Here is a 19,088-nt window from a genome sequence, read left to right as displayed (position 1 = left end):
TCAGGAAACACTGGTTGATCAGCGCTTCCTATACGCACAACCCCGCCCAGATGGGCGGGGCGGTCTAGCGTAATCAGCCGGGCCTGATGCTGATGTGTGCTCAAAAAAGCCTCCATCGCAGGATGGCTTTCTGAGAAATCGTTACCTCAGCTTGCGAGCCAAGATTCCACTTCATCCGAACCATATTTGGCTTTCCACTCTTTGAGTAGCTTGTGATTGCCACCCTTGGTCTCGATGACCTCACCGTTGTGAGGGTTTTTGTATTGCTTGACCTGACGAGCACGACGTGGGGCTTTCTCTGCAACTGCAGGAGCGGCAGCGCGACGGTTGGCCTGAGGATCCAAGATGTTGATAATGTCACGCAGGCTGTAACCGTATTTGCTCAGCAGATCACGCAGTTTGGTCTCAAACTCGATCTCTTTCTGAAGCTCACTGCTCCCCTTCATAGCTTCCAGTTCAGCCAACTGGGCGGCCAATTTTTGTTCAAGCTGTCTAAACTCTGCCAGTCGCGACATGTGTGCACTCCGGAATGGGTGGGTGATCTTAAGAGAATCCTAACGCAGTTTAAGTTCAAACCCAAATGAAAATCAGGGCCACCAATCCTCTACTTGCTTGCTATTACTCCAGTAACCATACTCTGAGTTCTGCAAATCCACGGACAGGTCAATAACTTTCTGGATATCTACTTTTAATGGATCAAGCAGCTCGACTTGTTCTCCAGCCCAGCTAACCCACATCGCCAATGCCATTTGAGTTGCTTCGTCCGGGGGTGAACCTTCGACCGTCGCTTGGATGAATGCTTGCAGCCGCTGAGCGCGCTCCCAGCTTTCTAGATTTTTCATCAAATTCTGACGCAGCTTGTCCAAACGACGCTGCTGGTCAATCCTCTCTTTGCGCACTCGCTCCTCTTCAGCCCATCGATGGCGACTAGCTTCATCGGATGAACGTTGGGCTTTCACGGAAGCGGCAATACGAACGAAACCTGTCAGGATCTGACCAAGCTTCGACCCAAGCTTCCCTGTCTTGCTGTCAGTCCAAGTTTTTTGAATGAGAACCTCGGATCTTGCATCGACGACGAGGGAAAATACGCCAGTAGGCTCCCACCCAAAGCGAGCCGCTCTCATCGCAGTAAAGTCAGGCTCCCATCGTTGTCCAGGCTTGAAAGGTTTGAGAGGCGACGGTGGAATATCGAAGCGTTTTATGCGCTCCTGGATCGTGATCAGTAGCTCTTCCCCGTCGACTCGCACGAAACTACCTTTACTACCAATACCCCAGGTGTACCCCAACGACTCACTGGCTTTGATCAAACTGTCATAGAGTAGCGCGCAGCGACCCACCTCATTCCGGGATATGTGCGAGCTCAATACCTTTGTTTTGTCAAATACCAGTGCACTGTTGAGCACCTTGGCTTTCTTCGCTGCCGCCAGCCATTTTTTTACCAAAGGATGGGGGTCAGATAACTCCGTTGGTACGATCAACGTACTAGGGTCTTTGACTGGATTTTCTGGTTTCAGCTTGGCAGCCTTTTGGACATCCAGAACGTGAAACGTAATAGGAGTGGTAGAGGCTGGGGGCTTTGGACGACGCGGGCGCTTCGAGGCTGGCTTGGCCCAGTGGCCCCGGGTGGGCAACGTGATACCCGCTTTGCGGCAGGCCTTCGACAAGCCCACATCTGAGACACCTATTTCCTTAGCGATGATCAGAACGGGTCGTGTCCACACCATTTCAAATAGCTGTTGAGGAGTGAAGCTCTTTTCGACGTACATCAATGATCCTTTGTGGCATCCAAAACCTTGTACCAGTCAGCGTAAGGCGTAAGTTCCACCCGACAACGATTGTAGTCAGGGCTGCCGTCGTCCCACCAAACGACCCCCCGCTCGCCCAGCCCTACTTTGGCAACATTCACCCGCGAACATGCAGAGTTAAGCATGCTCGAATCGTCAGCGCGCTTGGCCCTTTTGACATCTCGTCGAGCATCCATCTTGTCATGCACAAGGCGTTGCCGCTCGCGCTCACTCAGTGAGAGATTCGTGCAGCGCCAGAGCTGACCTTTGACAACGAAATAGCATCCGTCTGGTGTCGTTGGATGCATAGCGCAGATCTCGTGAGCTAATACCCCACAGACAACCAAAAGGCGCCATAGGCTGCAAAAGGTACTTTGCCAAGCTGAACGCCCGGTCGAAGAGCAACAACGAGCCCGCTACGCGGAAAGCGCGATCCATGCATCGCTGCCCCTCGCAACAAAGGGGCCCTGACGAGCCTACCGATCACGCTCTAGGCCGCTGAATTGGCAATGACGGAGTGGGGCGTCTCGATCAGTGTGGTTGAAGTCAAACGTCTTTTGTTCTGTGGGCGAGCGGCGAAGGCTGTGATAATTAAGGACAATCACAAGGGCCATACCATGCTGACCATCTCTAATAACGTGCATCTGCCAGATGTCGACATCGAACTGACATACATCCGTGCGCAAGGCGCAGGTGGGCAGAATGTCAACAAGGTGTCCAGTGCCGTGCACCTGCGCTTCGACATTCCCGCCTCGTCGCTGCCCGAGTTTTACAAGGAGCGGCTGCTGGCGCTGCGTGACAGTCGCATCACCGGCGACGGCGTGTTGATCATCAAGGCCCAACAGTACCGCACCCAGGAGCAGAACCGCGCTGACGCACTGGCGCGTCTTGTCGAGTTGATCATCACTGCCGGCAAGACCGAGAAGAAGCGCCGTCCCACCAAGCCGACCCTCGGCTCGAAGACCCGCCGCCTCGAAGGAAAAGCCAGGCGCAGCACTGTCAAGGCGGGTCGGGGCAAGGTGGAGTTCTAGCCCCCTCCAGAAAAGTCTATGAACGCTTACTAGCTACCAGCTTCTCTCGAATCAAATTGAACAGCTCTGCCTGGTACACTGCATCGTCCAACGCATCATGATTGCCAGAGTTTTCAGGATTCACAACCTTTTCAATCTCACTCGACCGAGTCGACTTCCAGGTGCACTGAGCGGTACCGAAGAACATGGACTTGATGTCGAGTGCTGCGATGCCAAAAGGGTTCTCACCCAGGTACAGATGGAAGTAGTAGTTCACGAAGCTCCAGTCGAAGGAAGCGTTGAACCCTACGAACACGACCGTCTGGCCAGCGCCGGCGAGTGACTCAACCCACGCTTTGAACTGTGCCATTGCATCACGAGGCTCCAAGCCCTCGTTGCGAAGCTTCTCCAGCGACAACCCTGTGACCTCCAGCGCAGCCGGAACGAACGCCTCGGAAATGGGTTTCAGCAAGCATGAAAACTGCTCGGCCGGATTCGACGCCAGACACGCGCCGATCGACAGCATGCTGTACTTACCCGGGATAGGGCCCGATGCCTCGATGTCGACCGAGACGAATATTTCTTTTTCGACTTTCATAACTACTCCGTTTGAGCTGATGTCTGGATGACTACCGCGCGTACCACTACCAGACACCAAGCCCCTGGAAAGATCACTGAACTAGTCGGTAAAGAGTGTGAGCGAAGCCCCCTCCTCCGTCCCAATCAAACCATCAGCCGCTTACTTGTCTTCCATGACCGGGGATGGCTTCATCTCCAGAATCGACTCGGTCAGATCCTTAAACTCCAGCGGGCGATTTGGGAAGGCTTTCGCCATTGCCGATGGATACAGGCGAGTCCGGATATCAGAGTAAGTCCACGCTGGCTGACCGTTGCGCTCACCAGTGACAGTTGCCAAGTCGGTCAGTTGTTTATCCGAAAGGCCCATACCAGCAAGATCCATGCTGAACAACTCTTTCCGCTCTGCTGCATCCGGACGAGTGAACTCTTCAACGATGGCAGCACGACGGCGAAGGGCCGCATCCAGAACGGAAAGTCGGTTGGTGCACAAGATCACCACGATGCGGCCGCCGTACTTACGCAGCTCATCGACGCCCTGAATCAAGGTGTTTACTGCCACCTTGTCTTCGTGGTGACTCTGGCTTTGCGATCGGGAAGCCGCAATCGAGTCACCTTCGTCGATGATCAGAATTGCCCGGCGCTTCTTACCCGCAGCCTCAGCAACCTCTGCAAAAGCCTGCGTCAACAAAGTGCCCATCTCGCCGACTTTACCGGAACCACGAACGCGGTTGCTCAACTTGAACAGTACCGAGTCCTCAGCGCGAGAGTCTCGGACGATACGGTTAGCAATGCACTCCGCTGTTGCAGTTTTCCCGGTACCGACGTCGCCATGGAAGATCACCAGGGGATACTGATCGGCCACGAGGTTGCAGATCGGCAGCACATTTTTATGGTGCTGCTTGCTCCACTCGGACAACTGGCCCTGGTTCAGCAACAGCTGGAGTTGGTTCTGCACACGTTCATAGCGGCCAGCAAACCCGAGCAAGACTTTCTCGCGATCAGTCAGCTGGATGTCCGGCAGCTCAATGGCCGAGTCAAAAACGGTGGTAGTGCTCATCGGGTATAGTCCTTACGTTCCATGCCATAGCCATTGCTGGAGTATTCACGCCCACCACTCTGGGTCAGCTGAGAGTGAGAAATATCTGCGTAACTGGTCGACCAACTGCCTTTCATTTTGCCGGCCATCTTTTCCTGAGCTCTCGCATCGTAGGCGTCAGTGGTGGCGAGAACGATACGCAGTTCTGGGTTCGAAAGTCTTGGCCAGAGGGCACTTCCTGGCCGCTGGTTCGCAAGCAAGCCAGATTCATTGACGTAGAATCGAGCAGCCTTGTACTCGACTCCGTAGCTCAACAAGGTGATATCGACATACTCGAGGTAGCCGTACTTGGCCAGAACCTCAATGTCATGCCCCCATTCACGAGCCTCGGCTTCAGTGATCGCACCGCTGCTGGACGCGATCATTACGAGGTCAGCAGTAATACGCCGCATGACCGCTTCAATATCAGTCGTGGTGAAGGTGCTGGTTTGGGTGGAGGTAGAACTCATGCTGCGTCCTCCACCTTGAAGCCCTTGCCGAACAGCTCTTTCCACACCTCGAAGTCATCCTCCATCGAAGCGAAGTTCGCGGTTTCCCACGACTCCTCGGCGAGCTGAACGATTTCCTTGCGCTCGTCCTCGGTGATACGACTCGCGACGTTGTTCGTGTCGCATACCGGATCGATGATCACTACCGTATCCTTGAATTGCGGCACCCAGCCGTTTTCAGGAAACTTGATGACCTCCTTGAGTCCGGACTGCACGATGTACAGCAGGAAGTCCCGGAAGCGCTTCTCCAGCGAGCCAGCCTTGCCGTTCACTTCAAGCACGTGGGCCATGATCAGCTCGATGTGGAAGGACTTTAGTGGCACTTCCTTCCAGGTACGCCAGCGTTTGGCGAGGCGCACCAGGGTGCGAAAGTCCGGATCTTCATCCTTCCGAACCTTTACGAAGTTCACTTGGCACGGTGCGCAGGTTTCAGTTTTCGAGCCATCGATACGATCGAACTGCCAGCCGTAGCCATCCTTGTTCGGGTTCTCGATGACCGGAACGATATCAACCTCCAGCCCGGTGCCCACAAAGGTGACCTTCGCTGCCTTGCGCTGGATTTCAAAGTCTTCAACAGACTTGTTGGGGTACAGGTTTACCAGCGCATCGTAGATTTTTTGGCTGAGGGTCGCGAAGGTCTCTTCATCCACCTTCTGGCCGCTGATGTAGAAAACTACGTCCACGTCGGCCGGGTTCTGAGCGTTGGGCCGCAGGATGGTGTGCTTGGCAAAAGAGCCGGCCTTTACCACCTTCTTGATAGTGATTTTGTCCTGCTTCTTCAGGCTGTCCTTCAGCGCTGCGATTAGCCGGTCGACCTGGGCGTTGTAGGTCTCCCGTTTGTCCTTCGGCAGGCGCAGCACGTTACTGTCGTAATACTTGATCTGAGTGTTGGTGAGTGGCATGTGCCTTCTCCTCCTAGAAATGTTGTGTTAGTCGCAAAGCATCCCTACCAGCAGCTACACCACATGCCGACGGATGAGATGGCGCGGCAACTCGAGAATCTGGCCCGAATCACCCCTTACGGCTCGCTGCAGTTCAACCCCCTCCCCCAGACCATCCGTAACCCTCTAAGAGATCTCGGCAGGGAAAATTGCGAACCGCAGCTCGCTAGCGTATGATTACTATACGCATAGTTTTTAGATTCAGTCTAGTTTTTATACGCTATTGAGGTTCGATCATGACAAACGAGTCCAAACCCACGGACGACCAACCCACCAGCAAGGGACGGCAAGGAGCACGTTGGGGCCAGGAACGTCGGTTGGAATTCATCGACTATCGACTGCGGTGGGATGGTCAGATCAACCGAAGTAGCCTCACTGACTTCTTCGGAATCTCTGTACCCCAAGCGTCCCTGGATATCACTGAGTACGCAAAACTCGCCGAAAGCAACCTTGAATACGACACCCGGGCCAGGGTCTACCGGGCGACCGACTCGTTTAAGGCAGTCTTCCCCTCCAGCGCAGTTGAGCGGTACCTGGAAGATCTGCTTCGCGTCGCCGTGCAGTCAGAGGTTCCCTATGGCAGCTTCCTGAACTGGCAATCCCCTGTCGCTGCTGTACCCAAGCTGGGTCGTCGCCTGAACGCCGACATCGTTGGGGAAATCCTCCGCGCGATTCGCGACAAGGAATATGTCGAGGTCTTCTACCAGTCCATGAACGACCCTGTAGGTGGGGAGCGGCGGCTGTCTCCCCATGCGTTGGTGCATGACGGGAACCGCTGGCACGTCCGGGCCTACTGCCACAAACGTAAGGACTTCCGGGACTTTTCTCTGACCCGTATCAAACACTGCAAATATGGTGGTCAAGATCGCGACCGGGCTGATGAGGACTACGCCTGGCACAAGATGGTGGACGTGGTTCTCATCCCTCACCCAGGTCTCACACCCACCCAGCGCAATTTGATCGAGGCCGACTTCCTGATGGAGAACGGTGAGATGCACGTCGAATGTCGGCAAGCGCTCCTCCTGTACCTCCTGTTCCAGCTCAACCTGAATGACGATCAGGCTGACCAGAGGCCCGAAGTCATCCAGCTCGCCCTCAAGAACAAGGATGAGATCAAGGCGCTGTTCCAGTATTAACCTCTAGAAAAATCAGCCAACACTCAACATCTCAGCTACCGGAATTGTCACGATGGCAAAGCTTGAAAATGAATTCATTCTGATTGCGGGCAGCATCTCCAAAAAGACAGAGAAGGCCTCGATCGATCTCGCGCACGACTTCACTCGCGCGGTCACCAAAAGCGTCTTGGCGGCACAGGGTGGACTCGTCGTCTACCTCGCAGGACTCCCTACCAATGAAGTTGGTGACCCGCTGACCTTCGATTGGACGGTGGTGTACGAGGCGGAAAAGCTGTTGGCTGGTTGCCCCCCTGCCCGCCAGTTGAAAATTGTGACTTCTAAGTCGGCCATGCAGGAAAAAATGACTCCAGAGCAGCGGATGCTCATCCGCCGACTCTCGGCTGAAAACTTCGCGGAAATTACTTATCTCGAGGATGACGTGATCACCGGCGGGAACATTGGTGATGAGCAAGTTGAAGTCGCAACAGCGATGATTGCCTTGGGTGGCGGCAAGGGTGTCTCAGACCGCGCCCGCAAAATGCGCAGACATAAGCTTCCCGTGCTGCCATTCGACCTCCAGCTGGGTGGGTTCAGCGAGGACGGCCAAGGAGCGCTCGGCCTGCACTCAAACTTCTTCAAAGAGCCCCTGACGATGTTTCCCCTCACCGGCGAGCAAGTGAAAGGACGTCTGGATAGCATGTCTTTGCAGGAACCCATCTACGATCTGGACAAAATCGCTGAGCTCTCCATAGGCCTCTTCCATGCTGAAATTGAGGCCCGAGAAGCGGAACGGTCTCCTGACCTTCTGGTGATCACAGCTATTGCCATTGAATTGGCAGCTGCAAAAAAAGTGTTCGGTGTCGGCGAAGATGTTCCAGCCCGTTTCACCGCCCACGGCGTCCACTATTGGCGAGTAACTATTCAGCGAGCTGACGGCCCACTTTCTTGCGTCATCGCTTCTCTGGGCAATGCTGGCAACGTCAATGCAACCGCCATCACAACGCTTCTCCTTTCAGAGCTGAAGCCTAAAAAGGTTCTGATGATGGGGATTGCAGCGGGCCGGCGTAAAAAGCTGAGCCTCGGTGAAGTCATTTTGTCCGAGCGTGTCGTGTACTACGAAGGGGCGGCAGCGCTCGCCGGTGACAAGCTTGCCGCGCGACCGGAGATGCCTCGACCTGGGCTTTCTACCCAACAAGATCTAAACGCTTACTTTGCAACCGCGTCCTTACCTGATCGCCTGCAACAACGTGCGAGCGAACTTGGTTTCGCGATGCCGACTGAATCCAAAGCCGGCGAGGTCGCGGCCCATCTGAAGGTATCCCCAGCAACCATTGCTTCTGGCGAACTACTGATTCGAGACCCGAAGCTTTTCGAGAGTTTCCAAGAGCTTCACGACAAAGCAGTGGTCGCCGAGATGGAAGCATATGGCGTTTTCGATGCCTGCGAAAAGCAGAGCGTGCCCGTCTTGGTGGTACGCGGCATCAGCGATTACGGTGACAAAAGCAAGGACAACACCTTCCACAAAGTGGCGTCCGAAGCGGCTGCCATTGTGACCCTTGATTACGCCACGCACGGATGGACTCGCAAACTGACTCTCTGAATTATCGTCTCTCGTTGGAGTAAGCGCCCTGCAGTCGTGGGCGCTTTTTCCATACAAGGCTACCTGCTCCGGCGGAATCGCCGGAGTGAACACGGAGGCATCAACGTGACTGAAGACACCCACGCTGCAGAACAGCCGTTATCCGGCGTTGCGTGCTGCTCGCTCAGCGCCTTGATCATGCCGTGCAGGCGCAGGATTTGCAGCTTGTCCAGAGTCGGATTGGGTAGCATTTGGGTGCTCCTTTTTTAGGTCAGTGGTAGTAGCCGGGGCCGCGCAGGTTGATGTGTTCGTCGGGCAGCAGCGGCAGATTCTGCTGGGCCAGTGGCAGGCGCTCCAGGCCTTGGCGCAGGATCGATTCGAGGCTTTTGTAACTGCACGCGCCCAGCGCCAGCGCACGCTGGCAAGCGGCTTCCAGCCGCTCTTCGCCGTGCTGTTTGCTCAGGCGCAAGATGCCCAGGCAGGCGCGGAAGCCGTGCTGCGGATAACCACGTCGACCTTGGCGGCCCAGCGCCGGTAGTGCTCGCAGTACCAGCTGTATTGAAAACCTTGCGGGTGGCTGAGGCGGTACTCCTGCCATAGCAGGGCCAGGGTGACGCCGGGGCGGCGCAGTTCGGCGTGAGCCCATGCCCAGTCGGGCATCGGGCGTTGATCGCTGGGGACGGTCGGCGCTGGCGGGAACAGGCATCGTTCCAGTTCGGCGTCCGACAATACCGTTGGCCAAGTCAGCCCGCAGGCGTTGAAGCGATGCAAGTAATTGCCGGCACTGCCGCTGCTGATGCGAAGGGTAGCGATCTTGCGCACGGACAGGCCGGCGTCGAACTTTAGACGTAGTACCTCTCGGATTTTACGCATGGATAAACGCTCCACGACGACCTCTTCGCTTCGATAAAAGAGGTCGATGGTAGTGAATAGTCCTGCGTTGCTGCCTGCCTGAACGCGGGCTGGGTCAGTGGGAAATCACTGTCCAAGTGCGCGTGGAATCCGCACCTAGCCCTTCACAGAAGCGCCCCACTGCCGTCAGCGAGCGCCAATACCTCACAGGTTCACGCCTTGAGCGCACCGGCAACCATTTCACGCCGAGGCGTAGTTCCAGGCGCCAGGCTTCACCGTCGCGCAACACGCGAAACTCCCGCGCCGTCCTGGTTTCGACCAATGCCTGCAACGTCTCCTGCTCGATGGCTGTGCGCATACGCCGCCCCTCCACTCTTCCGTCAGGCCATGCCCCACCCTGCTGGTATAGCGCAACCACGGCACCCGGCGACCAGGATGGTCATACAGAGTCACCAGGCGATGGATAACTGTGCGGGCCGATTCACCATAACGTCCAATTACGCGAAGGCCGGTCGATGAGCGTGTGTATCGGCTTAGGCGTTGTCTTTCTTTTCTTGCGCCTTTCTGAAGGCAAGGGCCATCGTTGTCTTGGCGGGAGGCTGCTGGGGGAGGCGGTTTGGCTGACGGCTGAGGGCGTTCGGGCGTTTGCTCGACTGCGCCGCTACAGTGGAATGAGCGGCGGTGGTTTGGGCTTTCTTTGCCTTGATCCGCTGGGTCAGGTCACTTCGCGCATCCGCTAGCAGCAGGAAGGCGGTGAGGGTGATCGGCACGCCATGGGGCAGGAGGATCGACAGCTGCAGACTGGTGTCAGGGTTGGCTTTAACCAAGGCCAGGCTTTTCTCGGAAAATGCCTGAGTGTGCAGATGGTGTTCGACCAGCCGCTGGATGTAGAGGCAAATGCGCTGGTGATCCAGGATACCCGTGATCTTGAGAAAGTCTTTGTCGATGCCGATGATCGACTCGATAGCGAACGGCTGCCAGCCTGAACGTTGCCAAGCATAGGTGGCAGCTTCGGTGGTGACGCTCGGGGCAGAAGCGAGTTTTTCGGAGCGGCTGGCGTTGTCAGTGCACGGGTGGAAGTCTTTGTCGATGCCAATGATCGACTCGATAGCGAACGGCTGCCAGCCTGAACGTTGCCGAGTATAGGTGGCAGCTTCGGTGGTGACGCTCGGGGCAGAAGTGAGTTTTCCGGGGCGGCTGGCGTTGTCTGTACACGGGTGCTTAGGCCAAGGCGGGCCTAACTCGTCGAAGAAGACCCGGCCACCACTGGGCGATTGGTAAAAGAATACAGCCGCGCCGCACACAGGGCAGCTGGCATTAGGATTGACGTAGCTGTCGTATGTGTTCGTTAGCGCACGTGGCCACCAGCTTTGCGCAGCGGGCACGAAATAGGAAAAGGTCGATCTCCCCGAGTGTCCTTCCCCGCCCCAGCCGCAGGTACAGTTTAGTGGGTGATTCCATGCGTTGCACATAAACACCTCGTTGTGGCCGTGGTGGCTAAACGCCTTATCTTTCAGTACGTCTCAGCGTAGCAGCCCGTTGCGCGATATTTGGTGCTCAGATCCGATAAGTGATGGGTTGAGTTGACGACAACTCAGGAAAGTCCGGAACTCTGTGGTTCACCTGATCTGGATCAGTGAGCACCAGGCCTATAGCTCGAAGGCTTCGACCAGAAGCAGTCACTCAGCGCGCTTACAAACGGAGGGACGATTTAGTTGTCCATTCAGCTGGCCTTGCTGCGATACCAGACGACAGTATGGTCATTACCAGCTTGGGATTTTCGTATTTCGAACTGCTGTGATTCGTGCAGAGCGTACCTCCAACTGCTACGGCTGGTACAGTTACACCACTTCCCGGGACATGATCTTCAGTCACTGCCAACTAACCCCAACAGGATCTGTTCCAAACGATCCGCCTCGGAAGCTACAGAGCAAGCGATAAATTCAAGCTCCTCGTTATTCAGATGGGCTATCGGATGACATGCCCTCACTGCCAACTGGCCATGCTCATCAATGTGAAAATCCACCAAATCGAACGCCAGATTACGCCTCAGCGTGTGTGTTATCAGAGGGCAGCCTGCGATGGATTTATCCACCTGTGCGAGTGCCAAGGTTTTATGCTTATCGAGCACGACTGAAGAGAAAACCACATGCGAGCCGCTCAGGCACCAGTCGACCGGCTGCTTTCGGCCTTCGTGATGGAAAGTAAACAAAAGACGGCTATCGGCCTCTTCGTAGATGCTGACTCGACCATTTACCTTGCAAAGTGCTTTGACCTTTTGCCGAATCCCATCCCATTGTTGACTGGGAGAGTCATTTTCAGCTACAGCCCCCAATACTCGCTGGTAGATGTCATCCACTTCGATGCTGATCAGCACCTCTTCACCGCCCGCATAGACCTCTGTGTTGCGTTTGAGCTTCGCCGCCCCAGTGGCAGAGTCATAGCTGTCCCATTGCAAACGAACCAGCGGGGCTTTTTGCAATTCACGTAGCCAGTTCACTCGACTGGACGCGTGCAATTCGCTGTACGAGCAATCAATAGCTGCAAGGGATGTTGCCGATATCAGAAGCCTGGCTAGCCCCTTGGCGCTGCGCACTTGGAAAGCAACAGGCACTGCCCCATTGCCATCCCAACCCCACCCATTGGTTGTCTCTTGCAGACGTACTGGCGTGGTCGAATCGTCAAGCAACTGGCTCAGGCAGTGCTCGACCTGACTGCGGACATGAGCTAACCGGCGAACCACCCCACCCTGTTCTGTTTGGAGTAAAGAGCGGAAGTCCTCACCAATTAGATCCTCCGTACTGATCTTAAAAAGGCTCTCAAGCGGCTCGGTGATTTGGGGTTCAATGGCGCTCGACTCAGCCAGTTGCTCGCGCATGTCAATGCTTTGCTGGAAGGTCGCGCTGCCATCCCCAAGCCTATGGAGTGAGCGCTGAAACGCATTCAAGTTAGCTGCGGCCTGCCGCACCTGGAAAAACTCAAGGCTCTCTCGAATATGGGGATAGCCCACCTGGATGAAGTGCTGCCCATATAGCTCACCGGCACTCCCCATGCGTCGATGTGCCATGGATGCAATGCGGTCAACCCGACCTACCTTTTGCTCCAAGGCTATTGGGCTGGCTGAGATACCGTAGTGCTGGATGCTGTCGCAGAAGGTGTGGAGATCTTCTCCTTCCTGAAAGACATCCGTTGAGATCAAAACGCGCGGGTAGCCAGGCATTCTGAATTTTCGGGCCAAGGGTGAGCGATTGGTGCTGTTCTCACCTGTAGCCCCGCTGACTGGTGACAACGGATTGAGCTGGGCCGTTAGGTAGCGGGTCAGCTTGTCTGCCGAGGTATGGTACGCATCGGCAAAGTTGAGCTTGATGAGCAGGTCTAAGTTACAAGCAAGGTCATACAGGATTTGAAAGGAGCTGAAGCCTGCACCGGAGCTACGTTGTTTCATGAGTAGCTCGACAAAGCCGGTGATCAAATTGCTGTCGGCATCCGTCTCGGTGTCCCCTCTGCGTGCGCTGCGCAATGAGTAGAGATCAATGAATGGATGGTCGAGTCGACACGCCACAGCCAATAACTCGGTATGCGTCAGAATCCGGCGTACGGCACGTTCTGCGACCAGCTCATCCTGGGTTGCTAATAGCTGGAAAGTCTCATTACTCCAGGCAGGCGCTACGCTGGTCAGCTCCGATAAAGAGCGCGTTACGTCCCAGAATGTTTTGCGCTCCAGTTCAGCACGGAGAGCGGTCAAGTCTGCCAGGTCAACCTCTGCTTTGAAGCCTTCAAATGCGGTCGACAGAATGCGTCCAGCTGCAATTTTGGCCTGAACCCCGCCTTGCGCTTGAACCGTCTTGAGATAGGCATACTGCGCTAAACGGAAACGCAGCTGCGGTGTGGGCTTTGTCTTTCCATTGCTGTGAATCCATTCCTGCCATTGAATTTGGCAGTCAGCCACGCTTGGCATGCCTTCCAACGTGGCCCAGTTTGGCTCGAACATGTAGCTGTTCTGCGCCAAGGCATTCCTGAAGTTGAAGGGCAATTGCATCAGTTGCTCTGCACCTAGCTCCAGCTCGGCATTTTTACCCCTGTAGAACCAGGTGAAGAAATTCTCGCTACTAGCCCTGGCCTCCCCGTCCTCGCCAACCTCATCAGTTAATGCCTGGTTTCGATCACGAACCAGGGAGCTGTACTTGTCGAACCAGTGGGCGACAGCAGAGTCACTTCGTATGTAGTCCCCCAACCATGCATCGTAAGCACGTTCCAGCTTGAACTTGAGCTCAGAAACACTCCTGACCCGACGTACGAATATCAGCTGCTTCTTGCCCTTCCCGAAGCTAAGCTCATGCGTTTTCTCTGCCACCCAGTCCATCTTGGGGTGTGGTGGGGTGGTCTTGAACTCCTGATTGAAATCGTCGATCAGGCTTTCAACCACATGACGATCTTGAGCATCACGTTTATTGCCTTCAATCGGCTGATCATCCTGGCCATCGAACTCAATGGCTTTGTTTTTTTCGCCTGGCAGGTAGCTTTCGAACGATGCCAGCATGCCAAGCTCAAAGCGTCCTGCGCAGTTCTCCTGCAAGTACTCACTGACCTTCTTCTGCATCAGCGCAGCAAAAAGGTGCTGCTCAATGGTCATCTGTACTTCAGCAGCCGTACCAGTTCGATGCTCTTGGCGGTACATGTTGCGGGTGTGGATCTTACCACCTAACTCAATGGCATTGAGTCGGCGGACGATTAGCCTCCCCAATGCTGCTTGGGCCGAGTCAGAGGTACAGTCGTTGCCGGAGGGTAAAGCTGCTTCACGGGAAAGGCCGAAAAGGTTCAGTTGATTGTGTAGGTGATTCAGTTGCCGGTCGAAAGGTGTAGCCGACAGCAATAGCAACCGCCCAACGCGATTGGTGCGTTCTGAGTCAGAACCCAGAAGCATGGCTAGCAACTGGTTGCGGTCACTGGTGTCTCGCCCCTTCTTCAGGTTGTGTGCTTCATCGACTACGACAAGATCGAAGCGTGGAAGGATGTCGTTTAAGGCCTTTGCCCAAGCAGCTTTCACTTTGTTCTTCAGCTTTGAAAACTCAGATCCCGATAACCCATCGTGGAGTTCAGCCCGCAGCTTGTTGGCTGCCTCCATGTGTTGTGGCAGCAGTCGAGCGAACTGACTCAATGATGCTCGTAGGTCAGCGACGGTATTACCCAGCGCAAAACTGAATGCTGACGTACAGATGAAGTAGTCACGGTTACTGCTGGTAGCAACGGCCTGAATCAGCTCCGGTAGCCCAAGGCATACTAGATAAGGTGCAACGGGTTGGTTGCCGAGCCCCTTTACCGAAAGGTCACGTGGGACATAGTTGTACTCGACGAAGCTCCTGTAGTCCTTGACCCATTTGTCGCGTACATTGTTCTTGGGCAATAGGTAAAGCACGCGTAGTGAGGGGTTAAAGCGCCTCATCAACGCAGCTACTCCCAGGGCGATGTATGTTTTACCCATGCCGACCTCATCAGCAAGGTAGGCTACCCGGTGATCTGCCAGTCGATTATGCAGGGCGACAGTCCCTTCAAGCTGCTGCACTGCAAGTTGTTCTAGTTCTTGCTTGCCAGCAGAAAAATCAATCAGGCTCGCAGCCGTGGCTTGGTCAATCCTTTGCAAAGCAATCCCCTTCCCTGTTTTGGCGCGTCATCGTCGCAACAGGCTCAAAAAACTTGGCTTTAAACCAGCGTAAAAATTGTTCGCCCTTTTCTTCGTCGAGCTGAGGCAGAAGCTCTCCCTGCTCCAAGGTCAGGAGTGCTGTCTCCGCATCTTCGAGCAAGGACGCATCCGCATGCTTGTTAAAGCGCTTCAGCAGATCAGAAACGCTCAGTAACGTCAGGTAACGCACGATCAACGATGGAGACTGCTTGCCGGGGGGCTTAGTAATGGTCTCAAGCAACTTCCGTAAGGAATCAGGTTGTTGGCCGCGCAGGTAGTACGCCAAGGTCTGTGTGTCACCGCCTTGCTCAGCTTTTTGTAAGCGGCCTGCGAGTTCCCAAAATGCCCCGTTAACCTGGGAAAATTCAGAGAAGAAGCTCTCAAAGGATCCCTCAGACGTGAGCTCAGGTAGAAACTCATCCTGAAGGCCCTCCTCTTGGCTGGCATGAAGCAGCCGGACAGCCAAGTCACCAAATAGCTCCAGGCGACGCGACTCATGCATGCCTATGAAAATCCTAAGCAGTGCCTGCAAGTCCAGAGGGGGCAGATGAGTCGGTCTACAGAAGAGATTACGTTGCGAGATCAATATCGTGCCGGTGGCATGCTTTCCATCCGAGTGCCAGCGTGCCTGGATCAGTGATGATCCTTGAAGATGCTGCTTCAGCTGTGAGGCTGGAATAGCCTGGTCTTCCTGGGAATTGAGCTGTACGTCGAGTAATACGTCCAATGCACTGCTGAGTAATGTGAGCGAGCCCGGTTTAGCGGTCGTCAGATGGAGGGTTTCACTCTGCCAGTCAAACAGCGCATGGATGGCTGGCATTTCCTCGCTGCTAAGGTTGCTCTGACTTTGGGCCTCAGGCTCTACGTTAAACTTGTCTGGTGCTGCCTGAAGTGGCGCGAGCAAGCACTTTGTTGCATGCCCACGAAGTAAGAAGCCGGCTTCCACATTTTGGCGAAAGGCTTTGAAGCTCAGATTAACTGAGCCCACGAATGCCCAAGGATCGCTCCCCAGAGACTGGTAGATTTTGGCATGGAGCTTTCGGTGACCGGCTTTAGGGTCGAGGTGATTCTTGCGAATGGATTCAGACCAGCGCCCCCAACTGATCGTCTCGTTGGATAAAGCCTCGTAAACCGACTCTCGATCAACCAAAGCCTGACCATGCTCATCTAGTGGTAAAAGCACAGTGGTTGATGGGTGGCGCTTGAGTAGGCTTATGATGACCTGATTGTCACCTTCGGCAGCAAAGAACGGACTGATCACTTCTAGCGGCGCATCAGCGTTGGTCTGCTCGATGATGAATGCGTCGAATTGAGTTCGCCCTTCGCCGCTACTTGAGAAGTAGAAAGCACAGCTGGGGTCGGCAGCAGTGGACTCGAAGGATCGCGCCACATCAAGGATGGCCTCCAGCACAGGCGCCGGTGTCTGAGCCTGGAAGAAGTGCAGCGCATCCAGCAATGGCTTATGGATGTTGCTGGGGGCAAAGCCTTGGCTCAGTTCGACCCAATGGCCGACCTCAAGATTCTCCCACCAACCCGCCTTGGTCAGATTGAAAGAGCCAGCCCCTAAAACGATGCTCAGTTGCTCGGATTTGCGTTCACGAACGACAAGCACCATGAGTTTGGCGTGTTGGCAGGCACCTCCTACTCGCATCGGCAAGTAGTCAACCTCAAGTCGAGGCGCCAGCTGGGGATCAAATACGTCCAGGTCGTACACAACTGCCAAGCGCCCAGTGTGTTTGCGCATCAGGCTCTGCAACTGGTAGTAACGGACAGTTTCGTTGCTGGAAAGGGCTGGATTTCCCAATAGTAGGGGTAGGACTTCGAGCTCAAAAAAATCTGGCTCAAAGCTGTACGTGCTGAAGAACGCCTGCATGACCTCCCGCTCGCCAATGGTTGCGCGGAAAGCTTCACTTATGGTCATGGCCTTCATTACACGGCCTGCCTGGCAATCTGTAGAAACGAGCCAATGAAATAGGTATTCCGCCACGTACCTTGGCAGTACGTACTTAGGGATGCCGGGATAGATGCACGATCATTGGCGACGCGCACTCTCAAGACATCACCCTGCCATTCAAGCCACGCAGCTCCACCCCGCTGCTGCATGACTAGCTTGTTTTGCTCCAATACGCAGTTGATCAGGGCATCAGCATCAGGCGCGTTAGCTGCCTCGAAAAGCCGCATCAGGAATGCTCGATGCGGAAGCTTTGCTACTGCCTGCCAGACATTAGTGAACCCCAAGCCTTCATCCAGGCGTGGCTGAAGAATATCCAGTAGAGCTGCACGGTCAGAGCCTTTCTGGCCCTGTAACCAGTCCATGAGTGTGCCCGCAAGCACAAGCATTGGCTCTAGGGACTGAATCTGAAGGATTGTTTCTCGCAGATCACCACTCGCTTTCGAGGAGTCGCTCAGCCACCTACAGAAAACCGGAACACTGATCTCGCCATTGAAATGGCTGAGGTAATCCGTTGCTCTGCTGTACAGCTCCATCTGCAATGGTTTTGCTGATTGCCAGTTGAGTAGTGCCTGCACTACCGTGCGGCGCAGTTGTCTGTCTCGAAGCATGCGATGAAACGCAGTAGCAAGGACATCGAGATCAGACACGCTGAGTTGACTATGTTGAGCAAGGGAATTGAAGGCGTTCCATTGATCTTCACCCAGGCACAGAACCATCTCGGTTACGAGTGCTCGCCCCTGTTCAGTCAACCGTCGCTCTGCCCCCGAGATCAGACCTGCTACCTGCATGGCTGTGGAGTACAACCCCCACAGGCCGTAACTCAGCTGGTTGCTCAGGATCTGTGCAGACTCAGCCTTGCCAAGAGACAGTTGGCCGTTCTTGAAATTGGCCTTTGCCCGAGTGATGCCCAGAAAGTTTTCATTCCCAGCAGCAAGGCGCAGATATGCCGCTAGCTGTTCAGCACGCAGAAATTTCGTTTGGATCTGTTCGAGTTGATCTGTTGAAGCGTTTGCCTGTGCACAGCATAGCAAACTGACCATGAAGTTATCGAGGTTGCTCGTGACAGTGGTAAGGTTGCCGACCACCTTACGCCCCATATAGCTCCAGATTGCCTCAATTCCCAAAGGGTCTCGCGACCCCTTGGGTCGTGAGCGCTCATCCATGAGTGACAGCACTGTAAGCATTTGATTTTTCCCAAGCATGGCCGATGTAGCCACGTACATGATGTCAATCTGCCCATGTTAAGCCGGCAAATCAACAAGGGCAGACACTCAGTCTTGTACCGCGTCTTTATGTCTGAGATGGGGCAAAGTCCTTTGCACAGAAACTGGGAGATCTCAGCGGTGCCCGGTGCGCAAGCACCGGGCGGAGCAGGAAAGGCCAAAAGCCGTAACCCTGCAGCCCACGCCGCTGAGAAGTCGGATACGTCCGTAGTACCTGAGAAGCCATTGAACAAAGGGCCTGCCACTGCGGAGATAGTAGAGGAAAGGGACGTAGCCAAGGGAAACACTGACAGGCCTCCCGCGCCCCGGACACAGAGCCGGATCAGTTGCGAGTCGATGGGACTTGAAGGTGTACGTGAGGCAGCCAGAAGGAACAAGGTCATGCAGTTCACGGCATTGTTGCACCACATCACACAACAGTTATTGGCGCAGAGCTTTTATGCCCTGCGCCGCGATGCTGCGGTGGGTGTGGACGGCATGTCGTGGCGAGACTATGAGGAAGGTCTTCTCCAGCGTGTATTTCAACAAAGGTCTGGTTGCCTTGCCGGCCTACGTACTGGGCGTCAGCGAAGGTCATCTGCTTCATCGGGAAACTCGGGCATCAGCATCGGCATATCTCATCAGACTCGGGGAATCTTCTTCAGGATTTCCCTGAGTGCAGTTTTTCTGGCTATATGCCACTATTCGGATCTTTGTTCGGTTTCCAACATAACCAACACAAGACGTCAACGCGTTTGCTGTGCTGACGATGACGACATGACGGAAAGAATGATGGGAAGCTAGGATA

16 protein-coding genes and 2 pseudogenes are annotated in these 19,088 nt (G+C 54.9%); 4 read left to right on the top strand and 14 right to left on the bottom strand.

Annotation, left to right across the window (positions count from 1 at the left end):
* Positions 1 to 146: 146 nt before the first annotated feature.
* The 3 genes from APH35_RS05430 to APH35_RS29270 form a co-directional block, all read right to left on the bottom strand.
* Complete coding sequence (locus tag APH35_RS05430; protein WP_060514354.1) at positions 147 to 515, bottom strand: histone-like nucleoid-structuring protein, MvaT/MvaU family; 369 nt, start codon at positions 513 to 515, stop codon at positions 147 to 149.
* Positions 516 to 587: 72 nt separating this feature from the next.
* Positions 588 to 1,766 (bottom strand): hypothetical protein, encoded by a 1,179-nt coding sequence (locus APH35_RS05425; protein ID WP_060514353.1) that lies wholly within the window; start codon positions 1,764 to 1,766, stop codon positions 588 to 590.
* Positions 1,766 to 2,092 (bottom strand): hypothetical protein, encoded by a 327-nt coding sequence (locus tag APH35_RS29270; protein ID WP_082425699.1) that lies wholly within the window; start codon positions 2,090 to 2,092, stop codon positions 1,766 to 1,768. The genes APH35_RS05425 and APH35_RS29270 overlap by 1 nt, the downstream gene beginning before the upstream one ends.
* Positions 2,093 to 2,401: 309 nt before the next feature.
* Here APH35_RS29270 and arfB point away from each other — a divergent pair, with 309 nt between their 5' ends.
* The gene (gene arfB, locus APH35_RS05415; protein ID WP_060514351.1) at positions 2,402 to 2,815 is read left to right on the top strand and encodes an alternative ribosome rescue aminoacyl-tRNA hydrolase ArfB; all 414 of its coding nucleotides are present in this window, start codon (positions 2,402 to 2,404) and stop codon (positions 2,813 to 2,815) included.
* 16 nt (positions 2,816 to 2,831) lie between these two features.
* Here arfB and APH35_RS05410 read toward each other — a convergent pair whose 3' ends face one another.
* The 4 genes from APH35_RS05410 to APH35_RS05395 form a co-directional block, all read right to left on the bottom strand.
* Positions 2,832 to 3,392: a 3'-5' exonuclease gene (locus APH35_RS05410; protein ID WP_060514350.1), complete on the bottom strand. Its 561-nt coding sequence runs from the start codon at positions 3,390 to 3,392 to the stop codon at positions 2,832 to 2,834.
* A gap of 141 nt (positions 3,393 to 3,533) precedes the next feature.
* Positions 3,534 to 4,430, bottom strand: a complete 897-nt coding sequence (locus tag APH35_RS05405; protein WP_060514349.1) for an AAA family ATPase — start codon at positions 4,428 to 4,430, stop codon at positions 3,534 to 3,536.
* Positions 4,427 to 4,918, bottom strand: a complete 492-nt coding sequence (locus tag APH35_RS05400) for an HORMA-1 domain-containing protein (protein ID WP_060514348.1) — start codon at positions 4,916 to 4,918, stop codon at positions 4,427 to 4,429. The genes APH35_RS05405 and APH35_RS05400 overlap by 4 nt, the downstream gene beginning before the upstream one ends.
* Positions 4,915 to 5,859 (bottom strand): CBASS oligonucleotide cyclase, encoded by a 945-nt coding sequence (locus APH35_RS05395; RefSeq protein ID WP_060514347.1) that lies wholly within the window; start codon positions 5,857 to 5,859, stop codon positions 4,915 to 4,917. Before APH35_RS05395 ends, APH35_RS05400 begins: the two co-directional genes overlap by 4 nt.
* Positions 5,860 to 6,215: 356 nt before the next feature.
* Between APH35_RS05395 and APH35_RS05390 the strand changes: the two genes are divergently transcribed.
* Together APH35_RS05390 and APH35_RS05385 are read left to right on the top strand one after the other, a co-directional pair.
* Positions 6,216 to 7,034: a WYL domain-containing protein gene (locus APH35_RS05390; RefSeq protein ID WP_218187670.1), complete on the top strand. Its 819-nt coding sequence runs from the start codon at positions 6,216 to 6,218 to the stop codon at positions 7,032 to 7,034.
* 52 nt (positions 7,035 to 7,086) lie between these two features.
* The gene (locus APH35_RS05385; protein WP_060514345.1) at positions 7,087 to 8,613 is read left to right on the top strand and encodes a phosphorylase family protein; all 1,527 of its coding nucleotides are present in this window, start codon (positions 7,087 to 7,089) and stop codon (positions 8,611 to 8,613) included.
* A gap of 140 nt (positions 8,614 to 8,753) precedes the next feature.
* Here APH35_RS05385 and APH35_RS28780 read toward each other — a convergent pair.
* The 7 genes and pseudogenes from APH35_RS28780 to APH35_RS05350 form a co-directional block, all read right to left on the bottom strand.
* Positions 8,754 to 8,843, bottom strand: a pseudogene (locus APH35_RS28780) (AAA family ATPase); the annotation flags it as partial.
* A gap of 20 nt (positions 8,844 to 8,863) precedes the next feature.
* Positions 8,864 to 9,465: pseudogene (locus tag APH35_RS05375) on the bottom strand (hypothetical protein).
* 94 nt (positions 9,466 to 9,559) lie between these two features.
* A complete protein-coding gene (locus tag APH35_RS05370) occupies positions 9,560 to 9,802 on the bottom strand; it encodes a hypothetical protein (protein ID WP_060514342.1) in 243 nt (80 codons plus the stop codon).
* 175 nt (positions 9,803 to 9,977) lie between these two features.
* Entirely contained in the window at positions 9,978 to 10,916 is a 939-nt protein-coding gene (locus APH35_RS29265; RefSeq protein ID WP_256213722.1) for a hypothetical protein, read from the bottom strand.
* A 395-nt stretch (positions 10,917 to 11,311) separates the two neighbouring features.
* Complete coding sequence (locus tag APH35_RS05360) at positions 11,312 to 15,085, bottom strand: DEAD/DEAH box helicase family protein (RefSeq protein WP_060514341.1); 3,774 nt, start codon at positions 15,083 to 15,085, stop codon at positions 11,312 to 11,314.
* Positions 15,072 to 17,054, bottom strand: coding sequence for a hypothetical protein (locus APH35_RS05355; RefSeq protein ID WP_060514340.1), 1,983 nt, complete (start codon positions 17,052 to 17,054; stop codon positions 15,072 to 15,074). Before APH35_RS05355 ends, APH35_RS05360 begins: the two co-directional genes overlap by 14 nt.
* Complete coding sequence (locus tag APH35_RS05350) at positions 17,054 to 18,262, bottom strand: hypothetical protein (RefSeq protein ID WP_156341196.1); 1,209 nt, start codon at positions 18,260 to 18,262, stop codon at positions 17,054 to 17,056. Before APH35_RS05350 ends, APH35_RS05355 begins: the two co-directional genes overlap by 1 nt.
* Positions 18,263 to 18,682: 420 nt before the next feature.
* Between APH35_RS05350 and APH35_RS29260 the strand changes: the two genes are divergently transcribed.
* Positions 18,683 to 19,084, top strand: a complete 402-nt coding sequence (locus APH35_RS29260; protein ID WP_256213721.1) for a hypothetical protein — start codon at positions 18,683 to 18,685, stop codon at positions 19,082 to 19,084.
* Positions 19,085 to 19,088 lie beyond the last annotated feature (4 nt).

The sequence above is a fragment of the Pseudomonas sp. NBRC 111132 genome (genome assembly GCF_001320565.1).
Classification (GTDB): domain Bacteria; phylum Pseudomonadota; class Gammaproteobacteria; order Pseudomonadales; family Pseudomonadaceae; genus Aquipseudomonas; species Aquipseudomonas putida_P.
Note: the sequence above shows the minus strand (reverse complement) of the source record. Positions and strands in the feature narration are given on the sequence as shown.

Bases quoted from the DNA above. Each gene is read 5' to 3' on its own strand.
- APH35_RS05430 (WP_060514354.1), bottom strand. From the start codon at position 515: ATGTCGCGACTGGCAGAGTTTAGACAGCTTGAACAAAAATTGGCCGCC.
- APH35_RS05425 (WP_060514353.1), bottom strand. From the start codon at position 1,766: ATGTACGTCGAAAAGAGCTTCACTCCTCAACAGCTATTTGAAATGGTG.
- APH35_RS29270 (WP_082425699.1), bottom strand. From the start codon at position 2,092: ATGCATCCAACGACACCAGACGGATGCTATTTCGTTGTCAAAGGTCAG.
- arfB (WP_060514351.1), top strand. From the start codon at position 2,402: ATGCTGACCATCTCTAATAACGTGCATCTGCCAGATGTCGACATCGAA.
- APH35_RS05410 (WP_060514350.1), bottom strand. From the start codon at position 3,392: ATGAAAGTCGAAAAAGAAATATTCGTCTCGGTCGACATCGAGGCATCG.
- APH35_RS05405 (WP_060514349.1), bottom strand. From the start codon at position 4,430: ATGAGCACTACCACCGTTTTTGACTCGGCCATTGAGCTGCCGGACATC.
- APH35_RS05400 (WP_060514348.1), bottom strand. From the start codon at position 4,918: ATGAGTTCTACCTCCACCCAAACCAGCACCTTCACCACGACTGATATT.
- APH35_RS05395 (WP_060514347.1), bottom strand. From the start codon at position 5,859: ATGCCACTCACCAACACTCAGATCAAGTATTACGACAGTAACGTGCTG.
- APH35_RS05385 (WP_060514345.1), top strand. From the start codon at position 7,087: ATGGCAAAGCTTGAAAATGAATTCATTCTGATTGCGGGCAGCATCTCC.
- APH35_RS05370 (WP_060514342.1), bottom strand. From the start codon at position 9,802: ATGCGCACAGCCATCGAGCAGGAGACGTTGCAGGCATTGGTCGAAACC.
- APH35_RS29265 (WP_256213722.1), bottom strand. From the start codon at position 10,916: ATGTGCAACGCATGGAATCACCCACTAAACTGTACCTGCGGCTGGGGC.
- APH35_RS05355 (WP_060514340.1), bottom strand. From the start codon at position 17,054: ATGAAGGCCATGACCATAAGTGAAGCTTTCCGCGCAACCATTGGCGAG.
- APH35_RS05350 (WP_156341196.1), bottom strand. From the start codon at position 18,262: ATGCTTACAGTGCTGTCACTCATGGATGAGCGCTCACGACCCAAGGGG.
- APH35_RS29260 (WP_256213721.1), top strand. From the start codon at position 18,683: ATGCAGTTCACGGCATTGTTGCACCACATCACACAACAGTTATTGGCG.